Raw genomic sequence first — 16621 nt, 5'->3', positions numbered from 1 at the left:
GGCGCGGCTGGTTCGCGGCCGGCGCGTTCTCCACCGTGCGCGCGAGCGCGGCGACGTCCCCGTTCTCGTAGACCGTCCTGATGAGCACGCTGACCCCGAGCGTCTTGCCGATCATGCTGGTGAGGCGGGTCGCCAGCAGGGAGTTGCCGCCGAGCTGGAAGAAGTTGTCGTCCATGCCCACCCGCTCGACGCGGAGCACCCGCGCGATCAGCTCGCACAGCCGCTCCTCCCGCGGGGTGCGCGGCGCCACGTAGGCGCGGCCGTGGGTTCCCGGCCGGGGCAGCGCCCGCTGGTCCAGCTTGCCGTTCTGGGTCAGCGGCAGCTCTTCGAGCAGGACGTACGCGGCCGGGAGCATGTACTCGGGCAGCGCGGCGCGAAGCATGTCCTGCACGTCGTCCAGCAGGGCCGCCCGGCCTGACCACCGGGCCGGGGCCAGCGCGGACGCGGGCTCGGGGGCCTCCCGCGCGCCCTCATCACCGGCGCGGCGGGCGTAGACGTTGTAGAGCGTCGTGCCGCGCAGCAGGCGGTCGGTCTGTTCGCGGACGACGTCGTAGCCGAGCGACGCCAGCAGGGTCGTGATCTTCTCCAGCCGACCGTCGACGTCGTGGACCTCGACGACGAGCTGCCGGATCTTCGGCCAGTCGCGCCGGTCGACGCCCATGAGCACCTCGTACTCGGCGTTCTCGACGTCGATCTTCAGCAGGTCGATCCGGTCCAGCGACTCCGCCGCGATGATCTCCGAGAGGGGCCGCAGGCGGCAGGTGAACCGCTCGCTGTCGAGGCGGGCGTCGACGAGCTCGTCGATGAGGTCGTCCCCGACTGCGCCGCCCGGGCCCCCGCCGGCGCTCTCGTCCTTGTTGCGCAGGTAGGAGCGGACCAGGTCGTGGGCCTGGTCGGCGGTGGTGAGGCTGGAGGAGATGACGGTGTTGTGGCGGTAGAAGGTGAAGGTCGCCTCCTTCGCCTCCGCCGCGAGGCCGCAGTCGTACACCGTGGCGTTGAGGCCGTGGAGGGCGACGTTGCGGCGCAGCGAGTCGTACACGGGCGGGATCGGCTCGAACGCGAGGATCCGGACGCCGGGGCGGCGGGTGCCCGCGAACAGCGTGAACAGGCCGATGTTGGCGCCGACGTCGACGATGGTGTCGCCGTCATCGATGGTGATGCCGTTCCGCAGGTACTCCAGGTTGGTGAAGATCTCGTCGTAGACGAAGTCGGTCTCGCTCTTGTTCTGGTGGAACACCGTCATGCCGTTGGGCAGTTCGTACGTCCGCGCGAACGCCTCGGGCTCGGTGCGCTCCAGCCGCAGCAGCTCGCGCACGGCGGGCGCGCGGTCCGCCGCCGGGACGAGGTAGGCGACCAGGCGCCGGTCCCCCTGGTCGCCGTCGTAGTCGCGCACCAGGACGCGGGCGTCCCGGATGGCGGGATGCCCGGCGAGCCGGGCCTCGATCTCGCCCGGCTCGACCCGGAACCCGCGGATCTTCACCTGGTCGTCGTTGCGGCCCAGGTACTCCAGGGAGCCGTCCGGCAGCCAGCGGGCCAGGTCCCCCGACCGGTACATCCGCGCGCCGGGCTCCTCGGCGAACGGATCGTCCAGGAAACGCTCGGCGGTGAGCTCCGGACGGTTCAGGTAGCCGCGGGCCACACCGGCGCCACCGACGTACAGCTCCCCCGCGACCCCGATGGGCGCGGGGCGGCCGTGCGCGTCCAGGACGTAGGTGCGCAGGTCCGGGATGCGCCGGCCGATGGGGCTGACGGTGCGGTCGGCGTCGGCCTCGGTCAGCGGGTGGTACGTGACGTGCACGGTGGTCTCGGTGATGCCGTACATGTTCACGAGCCGGGTGTCCTTGTTCGCGGCGCGCCGCAGCCACGGCTTGAGCGACGCCGCCTCCAGCGCCTCGCCGCCGAACACCACCACGCGCAGCGAGTGCGGCTCCGCGGCCTCGCCCTGGGCCGCGACCAGCTGCCGGAACGCGGTCGGCGTCTGGTTCAGCACCGTCACACCCGACGCGCACAGCAGCCGGTAGAAGTCCTCCGGGCTGCGCGTGACGGCCTGCGGCACCACCACCAGGCGGCCGCCGTGCAGCAGCGCGCCCCAGATCTCCCACACCGAGAAGTCGAACGCGAAGGAGTGGAACAGCGTCCAGACGTCCTGCGCGCCGAAGCGGAACCACGCGTCTGTCGAGGTGAACAGCCGGACGACGTGACGGTGTTCGACCATCACGCCCTTCGGCACACCGGTCGACCCGGACGTGTAGATGACGTACGCCATGTTCGAGGGGCCGGTTCCCGTCCCGGTCACATCGCTGGCGGACTGCTGGGCCCACTGGCCGGCGTCCGCGCGGACGTCGACCACGGGGATCGCCGGGACGGGCAGCCCTTCAGGCAGCGCGCCGTCACTCAACAGGACGCGCGGGGCGCTGTCCTCCAGCACATGGGCCAACCGGTCCGCTGGGGACCCCGGATCCACCGGCACGTAGGCCCCGCCCGCCTTCAGCACCGCGAGCACGGCCACCACCAGGTGCTCGGTGCGCGGGAGGCACACGGCCACCAGCACGTCCGGCGCCACTCCCAAGCCGCGCAGATGCCGCGCCAGACGGTTCGCGCGCGCGTTCAGCTCCCCGTACGACAGGCGGCGGCCCTCGCACTCCACCGCCACCGCGCCCGGCGCCGCGGCCGCCGCCTCCTCGAACCACTCGTGCAGGCACCGCTCGACCGGGACCACCGGCGGCGTGTCGTTCCACTCCGCGAGCACCTGACGGCGCACCTCGTCGCTCAGGACGGTCAGTTCCAGGGCGGCGCGCTGCTCCGCGTCCTCGGCGGTGAGGGCGTCGACAAGGCTCCTCATGGCGGTCTCCAGGTAGCCGATGAGGAGCTCGGCGTCCTGGGACTGGTCGATTCGCGCGTCAAGGAAGAAGGAGTGCTCCTGGTCATCGACCCTCAGGACGATGGGGTGGTCGCTCCCCTCGACGACGCCCGCCGGGGCCACGGCGCCCGAGCCGTCGCCGGGCTCCAGGCGCCGGTAGTTCAGGACCGCGTTGAACGGCGGGGGCCCTGGCGGCGCGCCACCGTTGCGGTGGGCGGCGGCCGGAGCGGCCTGCCCGTGGCGGACGATCTCGCGGAGCGTCCGGTCGGTGGCGCGCACCAGATCGCGCACGCCGGTTCCGGCCAGGTCGACGCGGACCGGAAGGACGCCGGTGGAGCCGCCGCGCGGGCGTTCGACGCCGCGCGGCCCGTGGAGGGCGTCGGAGACGACGGTGCCGAAGACCACGTCGTCGCGCCCGCTGCACGCCGCCACCACCAGGGACCAGCCCGCGTGGAACAGGGCGGCCGGGCCCACCCCCTGCTCCTCCGCGCACGCCCGGACGCGTTCGCCGAGGCGCGCGTCCAGCGGGAGGCGCAGGTCCAGGACCCGGCGGCCCTCGCCGCGAACGTCCTGGAGCCCGAACATCACGGTGGGCTCGGTGACGTCCCCGAGCACGGACGCCAGGTAGTCCGCGGGGTCGAGGGCGCGGCCGTCGTCCGGTGCGGCGGTGCGTCCATCGGCGGCCATCTCGTCCAGCCGGACCTGGGGGTCCGCGGCGATGTCCTGGAGCACCCGCCCGTACAGCGCGGCGATCTCCCCCGCCCGCTCCCGGCCGAACAGGCGCCGCTGGTACTGGAGGTTCAGGCGCAGGCGGCCGCCGTCGGGGTAGACGAACACGGTCACCGGATACTGGCTCAGCGTGAACAGCCGGATGCCGGTGACGGCGATGCCGGCCTCCTCGACCGCCTCCGCGATGCCCTCGCGGTCCAGCGGGAACGACTCGAAGCCGATGAGGCTGTCGAACAGGACCGGAAGCCCTGCGGCCCGCTGGATCTCGGCGAGCCCGTAGTGGTGGTGGCCGAGCAGGGCGCCCTGCCGCTCCTGCAGGTCCGCCAGCATCCCCGCGACGGTGCCGTCCGGGACGTAGGGGACGCGCACGGGAACGGTGTTGATGAACGTGCCGACGATGGACTCCGCGCCCGGCAGCAAGGCGGGCCGACCGGCCACCGCGGCGCCGAACACCACGTCCCGGCGGCCCGTCAGGCGGTTGAGGACGATGGCCCAGGCGCCCTGCACCAGCGTGTTCAGGGTGACGCCCACCTCGGCGGCGCGGCGCGGCAGGTCCCGGGCCGCGCCCGCGGGGAGGGGGATGTCGACCCAGCCGACGTCCGCGCTCCCCGTGCCGGTGCCGGGGCCCGGGCCGTTGTCCGGCGCCACCAGCGTCGGCTCCTTGAGGCCCGCCAGTTCCTTCGCCCACGCGCGGGCCGATTCCCGCGCGTCCTGCCGGGCCAGCCAGGCGAGGTACTCGCGGTAGCCGCGGGCCGCGGGCAGCTCCGAGGCGTCGCCGCCGCTCGCGTACAGGCGCAGCAGGTCACGGACGAGAAGCGGCAGGCACCAGCCGTCGACATTGGCGTGATGGGCCGTCAGGACGAGCTCGTGACGGTCCTCGGCCAGGGTGAGCAGCGACATGCGCAGCATCGGCGGTACCGCCGGGTCGACGTGCACCTTGAGGTCGCTCGACAGGAACTGCTCGTTTGCCGTCTCCCGCATGGCATCGCCGAGGCCGCTCAGGTCGAGGTACTGCCAGGGCAGCTCGACGCCGTCCACGACGAGCCGGACGAGTTCGCCGTCCGGGCCGGGCACGTAGGCGGCGCGCAGCGCGGGGTGCCGGTCGAGCAGGGCCTGCGCGGCCGTGCGCAGGCGGTCGGCGGCCACCGGCCCGGACAGGCGCAGCGTGTACTGGACCTGGTAGGTGTCCAGCTCGGCGCCGGTCTCGCGTTCCATCATCGAATGCACCAGCAGGCCCAGCGGCAGGGGCGGCACGGGCCAGATGTCGGACAGGCCCGGGTGCTGTTCCCGCCAGCCGTCGACGTCGTCCTGCGCGACGGTGACCAGGGGCACGTCCGACGGGGTCAGGCCGCCCGCGCCGGGCCGGGTCGCGTGCCGGGCGAGCGCTTCGAGGGCCCGGGACCACAGGCCGGCCAGCTCCCGCACCTCGGCGGAGGACAGGACGCCCTCCGGTGCGGTGAACAGGGCGCCCAGGAGCGGGCCGTCAACACCGTCGGTGACGGCGGCGCTGATGGCGAGCTCGGCGTGCGCGGGCTCGCGGGGGTCGCGGCACACGTCGGGCCCCGCGGGACCGGCCGCTCCGGGGGCCGGGACGAAGCCGAGGCCGCGCAGCTCGGCGGGCAGGCCGGTCGCGGTGAAGCCGCCCGTGTAGGCGAAGGAGATCTGGCCGCCGCCGTGCCGCTCCAGGACGTCGGCGGTCTCCGGGTTGAGGTGGCGCAGGAGCCCGTAGCCGATACCCCGGCCGGGCAGGGCCCGGCGCTGTTCCTTGGCGGCCCTGACGACGGTGCCCGCGGCCGGTCCGCCCGCGAACGCCTCCTCCAGGCCGGCCCCGGCCACGTCCAGGCGGACGGCGGTGACGGCGGCGAGCGGGCCGACAGTGCGGGACAGATCCGCGCCCGGCAGGGCGGCTTCCGCGCGGCCGGGCCCCTCCCCGCGGATCAGCGTGGACGACGCGTCGACACCGCGTCCGGCACGCCACCGCGTCACGGCCATCGCGAGGGCGGCGAGCAGGCCGTCCTCGACGTCGCAGTGGAAGGCGTCCGGGAGGGTGGTCAGGAGGGCCTCGGTGACGTCGGCCGGGAGCCGTACGCCGACCTCGGACAGCGTGGAGTTCACGTCCACGGACGGGTCGAGGCGCCGGGCGCCGAGAACCGGGTCGGGGGCCTCGACAGTGGCGCGCCACAGGTCGAGTTCGGCCACGCGCTCTGGCCGCCGGGCCTCCTGGAGCAGGGCGTGGGCCCAGCGGCGCACGGAGGTGCCCGCCGGGGGGAGTTCGGCGGCCTCGCCGTCGCGGACCTGCCGCCACGCCGCGGCGAGGTCGGACATGAGGACGCGCCAGGACTCGCCGTCCACGACGAGACGGTGCAGGACCACCAGGAGCCGCCCGGACCGCGCGGCGCCCGCGTCGAACCAGACGAACCGCGCCATCACGCCCGCAGCCGGGTCGAGCCGTCCGGCGGCGGCGTCGCGTTCGGCGCGGAGCACGCGGTGCCAGACGTCGGCCTGCCCCGGGTCGTTCCACGGGCCGTCCTGGGGGACCCGGCGGATCGACGCGTCCAGGGCCATTGACCCGGGCGCGTCCACGACCAGCCCTCCGCCGTCCGTGTCCACGAGGCGGGCGCGTAACAGGTCGTGGTGGTCGATCACGGCGCCGATGACGGCGGCGAGCCGGGTCCGGTCCATGCCCTCGGGCAGTTCCAGGACCATCGCCTGGGAGGACCGGGCGGGCACCAGCCCGCGTTCTTGGACGGCCCGCGTCACCGGCAGGTGCGGCAGCCATCCCACGCCGCCGCCGTCCAGCTCTTCGAGCACCGGGCCGGCCCCCGGCCCCGCCGCGGCGACGGCCTCGGCGAGGGCGGCCACCGTGCGGAACTCGAAGATCTGCCGGGAGCCGACCTCGACCCCCCGCGCCCGCGCCCTGGAGGTGATCTGGAGGGACTGGATGCTGTCGCCGCCGAGGGAGAAGAAGTCGTCGTCCACACCGACCCGGCCCACGGAGAGCACCTCCGCGAAGACGTCGGCGAGCACCCGCTCGGCGGGCGAGCGAGGGGCCCGGTACTCGGCCCCGCGGAACTCCGGCTTGGGCAGCGCCGCCTTGTCGGCCTTGCCGTTCGGCGTCAGCGGCACCTCGTCGACGACCATCACCACACCGGGCACCATGACGTCCGGCAGCCGCCTGGCCAGCCACGAGCGCAGCTCCACCGAGCTGAGCCCCAGCTCCAGGGCGAGGTTCCCGGCCCCGCCGCCGCGTTCGGCCGCGTGGGGTTCCTCCTCGGGCACCGGCACCACGTAGCCGACGAGCTGCCTGCCCCTGCCGTCCCCGCCCTCGTGGGCCGCGACCACCGCCTGGCGCACCCTCGGATGCGTCGCGAGGACCGCCTCCACCTCACCGGTCTCGATCCGCTGGCCCCGGACCTTGACCTGGTCGTCGGTGCGGCCCAGGTACTCCAGCCGGCCGCTCGCGGACACCCGCGCCAGGTCGCCGGTGCGGTACATCCGCGCGCCCGGCGGGCCGGACGGGTCCGCAACGAACCGCGCGGCGGTCAGCCCCCAGCGCCCGAGGTACCCGCGCGCCAGGCTCGGACCGGCCAGGTACAGCTCGCCCGGCCGCCCGCCGGTGACCGGTTCGAGACGCTCGTCGAGCACGTACACCCGGGTGTCCGTCATCGCCGTGCCGATCGGTACGGCGCCGTCGCTGAGCGGGCCGCTGAACGTGGCCCACACCGTGGCCTCCGTCGGCCCGTACGCGTTGATGAACCGGCGCCCGGGCCCCCACGCGGTCACCAGCCCGGGCGTGCACGCCTCACCGCCGATCACCAGGACGCGCAGCCGCTTCAGCTCCTCCGCGGCGCTCGCGGGCAGCGTGGCCAGGACGCTCGGCGGCAGCGTCGCGTGCGTCACGTCCCCTGCGGCGAGGACGTCCGCGAGGTCCTCGCCCACCAGGCGCTCCCGCTCGGGGACGATGAGCGCGGCGCCGGTGGTCAGCGCCGACACCAGGTCCCACACCGACATGTCGAAGCTCAGCGAGGCGAACTGCAGCACCCGCGCGCCGGCCCCGGCGCCGAGGTCGCCGAGCCGCACGGCCTCGGCGCGCAGCGCGGCGAGCCCGGAATGCGTCACCGTCACCCCCTTGGGCCGGCCGGTCGAGCCCGAGGTGTAGATGACGTACGCGGCGTTCGCCGCCCTCAGCGGCGCGACCCGGTCAGCGTCGCCCGGGTCCGTCCGCGGGGACCGCCGCCAGGTCTCCGCCGTCGCGGGCACGTCCACCGCCACGACGTCGGCGTCCAGGTCGTCCGGCAGCCGGGAGGCGGCGGTCCGCGTGGTCAGCACCGCCGCGGGAGCCGCGTCGGACGCCATGTACGCGATCCGCTCCCGCGGGTAGCCGAGGTCCCAGGGCAGATACGCCGCGCCCGCCTTCATGATGCCGAGCAGCACGGCGATCTGCCCGGCCGAGCGCGGCATCGCCACCGCCACGACGCTCTCCGGGCCGATCCCCCGCCCGATCAGCCAGTGCGCGATCCGGTTCGCGCGCGCGTTCAGCTCCGCGTACGTCCACGCGTCGCCGCCGGACTCCACGGCCGGCGATTCCGGCGACTCCCGGACCCGTGCCTCGAACAACTCGGGAAACGTGGCCAGCGCGAGGGTCGCACCGGGGAACGACTCGGCAGCGGACGATCCCTGTAGGTGGTTCACGGATGCTCCAGAGGCTCGAAGTGGAGGGGGTGAAGCGCTCTCTCAGGCCCGGCGCAGAGTGACCGGCAGGCTGCTGTACCCGTGCAGGAAGTTGGAATGGATGGGCTTGGCCGGGCCGTCCGGCACGGCCTCGGCGACATGGGTGCGCAGCGCGGTGAGCATGGCGGAGATCTCGGCCCGGCCCAGGTAGGCGCCCAGGCAGAAGTGCGGCCCGTAGCCGAACGACACGTGCTTGTTGGGCGCGCGGCCCAGATCGAAGGTGCCGGGGTCGGCGAAGACGTCCTCGTCGTAGTTGGCCGAGCTGTTCCAGAGCGTGACGACGTCCCCGGCGCGGACGGTCCGCCCGCCGATCTCGACGTCCTCCAGGGCCCGGCGCCCGAAGTGCATGGCGGGGCTGACCCAGCGCAGCACCTCCTCGACTGCGCTGTCCACGGTGACCTCACCGGACTTGAGCCGCCGCCACTGCTCCGGATGCTCGATGAGCTCGCGCATCCCGCAGATCATCGAGAGCCTGCTGGTCTCGTCGCCGCCGATGATGACGCTGTAGCAGTTGAAGATGATCTCCTGCTCGGAGAGCGGCTCACCGTCGATCGTGCTGGTCGCGAGGACGCTCACCACGTCGTCGCGCGGGTCGTCGCGCCGCTCCCCCGCGAGGCCCGAGAAGTAGAAGAGCAGCTCGTTCCGGGCGACCAGGGCCTCGTCCGCGGACTGTCCCTCCTCTTCGGTGCTGAGCGCCTCCTTGGTCAGGGACAGCAGGTAGTCGCGGTCACCGGCCGGCACCCCGAGCAGGTCGGCGATGGTGGCCATCGGAATGTGCTCGGCGACGTCCTGGGCGAAGTCGCAGTCACCGCTCTCGGCGGCGTGCCGCACCAGCCGGTCGGCGCGCTCCCGCACCCCGGCGACGACGGGTTCGAGCACGCGGGGCGCGAACGCCTTCAGCAGCAGGTTGCGCAGGTCGCGGTGACGGCGGCCGTCCGTGACGGCCAGCATCTTGCCCGCGGCGGAGTCGCCGCCCTCCAGGAGGGTGGTCAGTACGTTGCCCCGCTCCGACGTGAACCGCCTGTTGTCCCGGTAGACCTTCATCACGTCGTCGTAGCGCGACAGCGCCCAGAAGCCGGGCACGGCGCGGCCGGTGACCTCATGCCAGTGGACGGGGCTCTGGGCCCTGAACCGGCGCCACATGTCCACCAGTTCGGCACCGGGCGCCAGAAAGGTCCGCGGGTCGGTGAGGTCGATGCCTTCAACGGTGTCTGAAGGCGTGTGAAGGTCGGTCACGAAGGCTCCAAAACTCATGAATCCCTGCGGGACGCGGTGAGCGGAGCAGGGGCCGCGCGCGCGGACGGTTCGCTCACACCGGCAGGGCGGGGGAATCCCGGCAGGGCGACGGAATCCAAGAATCCTAAACGGAAGCCGGCATTCACCAGAGGCACCGCAAGCGCGAGCGGAAAACGATCCGAAGAGTATAGTGTGCGCGCACAGTTCCCTTCGGCCGGCCGTCCACCACCGCGCCTCTTGGTTTCCAGTCCCGATTGTCTGCGCGGAACCGTGACGCAAGCAAGCCCGCCCAGTTCCAGTCGACGCCCGGCCTCCGAGCCGAACGCCGCTGACCTGTCGGATCACGATCCGCGGTGTCCTGTCGCCGGGACGCGAGCACCGGTCTGTTTTCCGGTTCACCATTTAGGGATCGGCGTGTATGTTCGGGTGGAGCAGGAGCGCGACCCGGCAACGTGATCCATTCTGAGTTACGCGTGATTCGGACGGGGACGCGTCCTGTCGGCTGAGTTCACCTGGCGCCTGCGGTTGTTCGATTTGATTCCGTCCGTCGAATGTCGCACGATCTTCCGGACAACGGCTCGATTGAATTCCCCTGGTCGACTGCGCGTAGGCGCCGGCCTGGACTTTCAGGCGACCCAGAAGACAGGAGGAGGGGGAGCATGGCGCATTCCACGGCCCATCGGCCATTCATCTCGTCGCGCGCCGCGGGGCTCACGGGCAACAGCCTGGGCGAGCTCTTCATGCTGGCGCTGGAGCGCGAGGCCATCGACATGGCGCTCGGCACCCCGGGATATCCCGAGCCCGCCGCCGACATCATCGACGCCGCCTGCGAGGCGATGCGCGCCGGGCGCAACCAGTACGACATGCCCGCCGGCGATCTCGGGCTGCGGGAGCGGATCGCCGCCACCTTTCCCGTCCCGACCGACCCGTGGGGCGAGCTGACCATCACCGTGGGCGCCACCGAGGCGCTCTGCGTGGCCCTGCTCACCTCCGTCGAGCCCGGCGACGAGGTCGTCCTGCTCGACCCCGGCTACGAGCAGTTCAGGTCGGCCATCGCGCTGGCCGGCGCCGTGCCCCGGTTCGTCCCGCTGCAGCCGCCGGACTGGCGGTTCGACCCGGCCGACCTGGCCGCGGCCTTCACCTCCCGCACCCGTGCCGTGCTGCTGAACTCGCCGGCCAACCCCACCGGACGGGTCCTCGACCGGGAGGAGCTCGACCTGATCGCCGAGCTGGCCGAGCGGTGGGACACCACGGTCATCTGCGACGAGGTGTACAGCAACTACGTCTTCGACGGGCGGGTCCAGACCTCGATCGCCGAGGTCCCCGGGCTCGCCGAGCGCAGCATCGTCGCCGGCTCGCTCTCCAAGAGCTTCGCGATCAGCGGCTGGCGGATCGGCTTCCTGCGCGCCGACCGCGTCCGCACCCAGGCGATGCAGTGCGTCCACGAGCTCACCACGCAGGGCACCGCGACCCCGCTGCAGGTGGCCGTCGGCGTCGCCGCCCTCTCGACGGACCTGAAGACCGCGGCCGAGGAGATGGGCCGCCGCCGCGACCTCGCCCTGGAGATCTTCACCGGCATGGGCATGAAGATCGCCCCGCCCGAAGGGGGCTGCTTCCTGTTCGCCGACGTCAGCCCGCTCACCGGGGGCCTCAAGGACGGCCGGGCCTTCACCTTCGAGCTCCTCGACACCGCCGGGGTCCTGGTCGTCCCCGGAGCCTCCTCATTCGCCGACCCCGCCCGCGGCGAGCAGTACGTACGCATCGCATTCAACCGGCAGGAAGAGCTGCTGCGCGAGGTCGGGCACCGGATCCGCGCCGCCCGGCCGGCCGACAAGTGAAGGGGTTACGCAGATGAGGCAGTCCACGGCCGACCAGCTGGGCCCGCTACCCGAGTTCCTGCCGCCCGGCCCTGAAGGCGTCGCCCGCATCGCCCTGTCCACCGGCGACGACATCTGGCTGGTGCGCGACTACGCGCTGGGCCGCTCGGTCCTGACCGACAAGAGGTTCAGCCGGGCCGCGGCGCTCGGGCCCGAGGCCCCGAGATTCAACCACGACCAGCCCGCGGCGGACTCCATGATGAGCGCGGACGGCGAGCGGCACGTCCGGCTGCGGCGCCTGGTCAGCGGCGCGTTCTCCACCGGCCGCATGGCCCGGATGAGCACCTTCGTGGAGGAGCTCACCGACCGGCGCCTCGACGCGATCGCCGAGCTCGGCCCCGGCGCGGACCTGATCGAGAACCTCGCGCGGCCGCTGCCGCTGTCGGTGCTCTGCTCGATGCTCGGCGTCCCCGAGGACGACACCGCCCGGTTCCGCGGCTGGGTCGAGGTGCTCTTCGACGTCGACACCAAGAGCCCCCGCGAGCGGGCCGGCAACCGCATCGAGCTCATCGAGTACATCTCCGAGCTGCTGGGCCGCAAGCGCCAGGAGCCGCAGGAGGACCTGTTCAGCGACCTGATCGCCGCGCAGGACCGGGGCGAGCTGTCCACCAAGGAGCTGTTCACCCTCGGGCTCACGCTGCTGATGGCGGGCTACGAGACCACCGCGGGCCAGATCGGCCTCGCGACGCTCTCGCTGCTGCAGGACCGCGCCGCGTACGAGGAACTGGTCGAGCATCCCGACCGGATCGGGAACGCGGTGGAGGAGCTGATCCGGCTGAGCCCCACCACGCCGGTGACCTTCCTGCGCGTCGCCACGGAGCCGGTGCAGGTCGGCGACGTCACCGTCCAGGCGGGCGAGGGCATCGTGGTCGCGCTGCTGTACGGCAACCGCGACGCCGACGCGTTCGCCGAGCCGGAGACGATGAACATCCTCACCGGCCGCGACACCCCCCACCTCACCTTCGGCCACGGTGTCCACCGCTGTCTGGGCGCGCCGCTGGCCAGGGTGCAGATCCGCATCGTCCTCGAACGTCTCGTGCAGCGTTTCCCGACGCTGCGGTTCGCCGACGTCCCCGAACCCTTCGTCTGGAAGGACGGCATGGGCACGCGCGGTCTGCACCGGCTGTCCGTCGCCTGGTAGCCCTCCCCCGCGCCCCCGTATCCCCTCTTTTGTCCTATGCCCGCCGCGTCCCGTCGCGCGGCACCCACCTAGACCCGAAGTGGGAGAGCACGTGTCTGCCGACCGCATGATCACCGATGCCGGGTCCCTCGGGGTGTCCCTCGCCGTCATCGGGATGTCCTGCCGGCTCCCGGGCGCGCCGACCCCGCGGGCCGGCTGGGAGCCGCTCGTCCAGGAGGCGCTGACGGCCGCGGGCGTCGCGCCCGAAGACCTCCGGGACGGCGACGGAGAGCTGTTCCTCGGCGGGCCGGAGGCCGACCACGCCGCCGGTCTCCCCGGGTTCACGCCGACCGTCACCACCGGGGCCGGGTCCGCGCTGCGGGCCGTGGCCCTGGCCGCGCGGAGCCTGGACGGCGGCCGGGCCGGAATGGCGCTCGCCGGCGGGGTCGACGGCCCCGAGAGCGGCGGCGTCCTGGTCCTCAAGACGCTCGCCCGGGCGCGGTCCGACGGCGACCGCGTGCACGCCGTCCTGTCCGTCGATCGCGCCGGCGACGCCGCCTCGACGGGCGGTCATGGCGCGGCGCCGGACGCGGCGGCGGGCATGGCGGCGCTGGTCGAGGCCGTCCTGGCCGCCGAGCGCGGCCGGTCCTCGTCGAGCGTCAGCGGCGGCGGATGCCGCGTCGTCGTCGAGGCCGCCGCGGAAGGGGACTTCGCGACCGGTCGGCCGGGCTTCCGCACGTCCACGGTCCCGCTGATCATCTCCGGGGCGGGGCAGGACGACGTCCGGGAACGGGCGCGGCGTTTGCTCGCGCACCACGAGGAGAACCGGCCCGCGCTGCGCGACCTCGGCCTCTCCCTCGCGGCCTCGCACGCCGCCGCCGAACCCTCCGCCGCCCGGCACCGGAGCGTCGTGTGGGCGGACGACGACCGGCAGCTCGCCGACGAGCTCACCGCGCTGGCCCGCGGCGACCGCAGCGCGACCCGCGTCAGCGGCGGCGCGGCGGCGCGGGACCGGGCCGTCTTCGTCTTCCCCGGCCAGGGCTCCCAGTGGATCGGCATGGCGGCCGGGCTCCTCGACGCGTCCGGCGTGTTCCGCGACGCCGTCGACGCGAGTGCCCGGGCGCTCGCCCCCTACATCGACTGGTCCCTGGAGGACGTGCTGCGCGGGACGCCGGGCGCGGCGCCCCTCGACCGCGACGACGTCGTCCAGCCCGCCCTGTTCGCGGTGTCGGTGGCCCTCGCCGGGCTGTGGGAGTCCTTCGGGGTGCGGCCCTCGGCCGTGCTCGGGCACAGCAACGGGGAGATCGCCGCCGCCGTCGTCGCCGGCGGCCTGTCCATGGAGGACGGGGCACGGGTCGTCTCCCTGTGGAGCAAGGCCCAGGCCCGGCTCGCGGGCCGCGGCGGGATGATCTCCGTGTCGGCGCCGCTCGCGTCCCTGGACCCGATACTCGCCGAGTGGGGCGACCGGCTCGCCGTCGCCGCGGTGAACGGGCCGCGATCGGTGGTCCTGTCCGGCGACCGCGACGTCGTCGACCGCCTGCTCGAAGAGCTTCCCGCCGGGGGTGTGACGGCCAAGCGGATCCCCGTCGACCTCGCGGCCCACTCCCCGCACATCGAGGCGCTGCGGGACGAGCTCATCACCGGGCTCGCGCCGGTCGAGCCGCGCTCGGCGGGCGTGCCGTTCCACTCGACCGTGACCGGCGACTTCCTCGACACCGCGGCCCTGGACGCCGCCTACTGGTACGCCAACCTGCGCGGCACCGTGCGGTTCGAGCGCTCCGTGCGCGCCCTCGAGACCGGCCACCAGGCCTTCATCGAGATCAGTCCGCACCCGGTCATGACCATGGCGCTCCAGCAGATCCTGGACGACCTGGAGTCGGACGCGGTCGTCGTGGAGACCCTGCACCGCAACAAGCCCGGAACGCGCCGGTTCCTCGCCTCGCTCGCCCGCCTGCACACCAGCGGCGCCACGGTGGACTGGCGCCCCGCGTTCGGCCCGGACGCCTCGCTCATCGACCTGCCCGCGCCCCCTCCGCCGCAGGCCCAGCCCACCACCGACGGCGCACCCGATGAGGCCATGGTCGGGCTCCTGGAACTGGTGCGCGCCGAGACCGCCCTGGTTCTGGGACTCGACCCGGACGCCGAACTCGACGGCACGGGCGCGTTCCTGAGCCTCGGCCTCGACTCCGCACGCGCGGTGGAGCTGCGCAACCGCCTGGTCGACGCCACCGGCCTCCGGCTCCCGGTGACGCTGCTCTTCGACCATCCCACCCCCGAGCAGCTCGCCCAGCACCTCGCCGCGCAGCTGAACGGCACCGCGACCACCGTGGCGGCGGCGCCCTCCAAGCGCCGCGGCGGTGACGCGGACGAGCCCATCGCCATCGTCTCCATGGCGTGCCGCTTCCCGGGCGGCGTGACCTCACCGGAAGAGCTGTGGCAGCTCGTCCTGGACGAGAAGGACGTCATCTCCGGCTTCCCCGTCAACCGGGGCTGGCCGCTCGACACCCTCTTCGACGGCGACCCGGACCGCGCCGGCCGCTCGTACACCCGCCAGGGCGGGTTCCTGCACGACGCGGACGAGTTCGACGCCGAGTTCTTCGGCATCAGCCCGCGCGAGGCCCTCGGCATGGACCCGCAGCAGCGACTGGTCCTTGAGACCGTGTGGGAGGCCCTGGAGCGGGCCGGGGTCGATCCGGCCGCGCTGCGCGACAGCGACACCGGTGTCTACCTCGGCGCACTCGCCCAGGACTACGGCCCGCGGCTGCACGAGGCGGACGACAAGGCCGGCGGGTTCCTGCTGACCGGCAACTTCACCAGCGTGCTGTCGGGCCGCGTCGCCTACACCTTCGGCCTGCGCGGCCCCGCCGTCACCGTCGACACCGCGTGCTCCTCGTCCCTGGTGTCCCTGCATCTGGCCGCGCAGGCGCTGCGCGCGGGCGACTGCGAGCTGGCCGTGGCGGGCGGCGTGACGGTGATGTCGAGCCCCGGCATGTTCGTGGAGTTCAGCCGCCAGCGGGGCCTGTCGCCGGACGGCCGCTGCAAGGCGTTCGCCGACGGAGCGGACGGCACGGGCTGGGCCGAGGGCGTCGGCGTCCTGCTGCTGGAGCGGCTGTCGGACGCCCGGCGCAACGGCCACGAGGTCCTGGCCATCGTCCGCGGTTCGGCCATCAACCAGGACGGCGCCAGCAACGGCCTCGCCGCGCCGAGCGGCCCGGCCCAGGAACGGGTGATCCAGGAGACGCTCGCCGCAGCCGGGCTCTCCGCCGCGGATGTCGACGCGGTCGAGGCACACGGCACCGGCACCCGCCTGGGCGACCCCATCGAAGCCGGTGCGCTGCTCGCCACCTACGGGCAGGGCCGTGACCCCGAACGGCCCCTCTACCTGGGCTCCCTGAAGTCCAACCTCGGGCATGCGCAGGCGGCTGCCGGTGTGGGCGGCGTCATCAAGATGATCGAGGCGATGCGGCACGGCGTCCTCCCCCGCACCCTGCACGTCGACGAACCCACCACCCACGTCGACTGGACCGCAGGCGCCATCTCACTACTCACCCAAGCCCGGCCCTGGCCCGACACCGACCACCCACGCCGCGCCGGAGTCTCCTCCTTCGGCATCAGCGGCACCAACGCCCACATCATCCTCGAACAGCCACCCACCACAGCCCCACAATCCACCGCAGACACCACGCCACGGCCTTGGATCATCTCCGGCCGCACCGACCAGGCACTCCGCGCCCACGCCACGCGCCTGCACACCCACCTGACCGCCCACCCCCAAACACCCCTCAACGACATCGGCCACACCCTGGCCACCACACGCACCCGCTTCGCTCACACCGCTGCCATCACCGCCCAGGATCGCCAGGGCTTCCTTGAGGGCCTCATCGCGCTCTCGCACGACACGCCGCACCCCAACCTGCTCCACCGCGCGACACCAGTACCGGCCCAACCCCTCACCGCGTTCTTGTTCACCGGGCAGGGCAGTCAACGCCCCGGCATGGGCCGCGACCTCTACGCCACCCACCCCGTCTTCGCCGCCGCCCTCGACGAAGTCTGCGACCACCTCAACCC

At 73.4% G+C, this 16621-nt stretch carries 4 protein-coding genes and 1 pseudogene; 3 read left to right on the top strand and 2 right to left on the bottom strand.

From position 1 onward, the window contains the following. Nucleotides 1-46: 46 nt before the first annotated feature. Both ETD83_RS03420 and ETD83_RS03415 read right to left on the bottom strand, forming a co-directional pair. Nucleotides 47-8191: pseudogene (locus ETD83_RS03420) on the bottom strand (amino acid adenylation domain-containing protein); the annotation flags it as partial. Between the two features lie 132 nt (nt 8192-8323). Beyond that, the gene (locus tag ETD83_RS03415) at nt 8324-9556 is read right to left on the bottom strand and encodes a cytochrome P450 (RefSeq protein ID WP_205717472.1); all 1233 of its coding nucleotides are present in this window, start codon (nt 9554-9556) and stop codon (nt 8324-8326) included. 659 nt (nt 9557-10215) lie between these two features. Between ETD83_RS03415 and ETD83_RS03410 the strand changes: the two genes are divergently transcribed. The 3 genes from ETD83_RS03410 to ETD83_RS03400 all read left to right on the top strand — a co-directional run. Next, complete coding sequence (locus tag ETD83_RS03410) at nt 10216-11394, top strand: pyridoxal phosphate-dependent aminotransferase (RefSeq protein WP_138643557.1); 1179 nt, start codon at nt 10216-10218, stop codon at nt 11392-11394. A gap of 13 nt (nt 11395-11407) precedes the next feature. Beyond that, a complete protein-coding gene (locus tag ETD83_RS03405) occupies nt 11408-12574 on the top strand; it encodes a cytochrome P450 (RefSeq protein ID WP_138643556.1) in 1167 nt (388 codons plus the stop codon). A 91-nt stretch (nt 12575-12665) separates the two neighbouring features. Next, the coding region (locus ETD83_RS03400) for a type I polyketide synthase (RefSeq protein ID WP_205717471.1) at nt 12666-16621 on the top strand (3956 nt) is incomplete at its 3' end.

The organism is Actinomadura soli (assembly GCF_005889715.1).
Classification (GTDB): domain Bacteria; phylum Actinomycetota; class Actinomycetes; order Streptosporangiales; family Streptosporangiaceae; genus Spirillospora; species Spirillospora soli.
This window is presented reverse-complemented; position numbering and strand designations above follow the sequence as displayed.

What these genes read in the sequence shown, in the direction of transcription:
- ETD83_RS03410 (WP_138643557.1), top strand. Translation starts at nt 10,216, where the DNA reads ATGGCGCATTCCACGGCCCATCGGCCATTCATCTCGTCGCGCGCCGCG.
- ETD83_RS03405 (WP_138643556.1), top strand. Translation starts at nt 11,408, where the DNA reads ATGAGGCAGTCCACGGCCGACCAGCTGGGCCCGCTACCCGAGTTCCTG.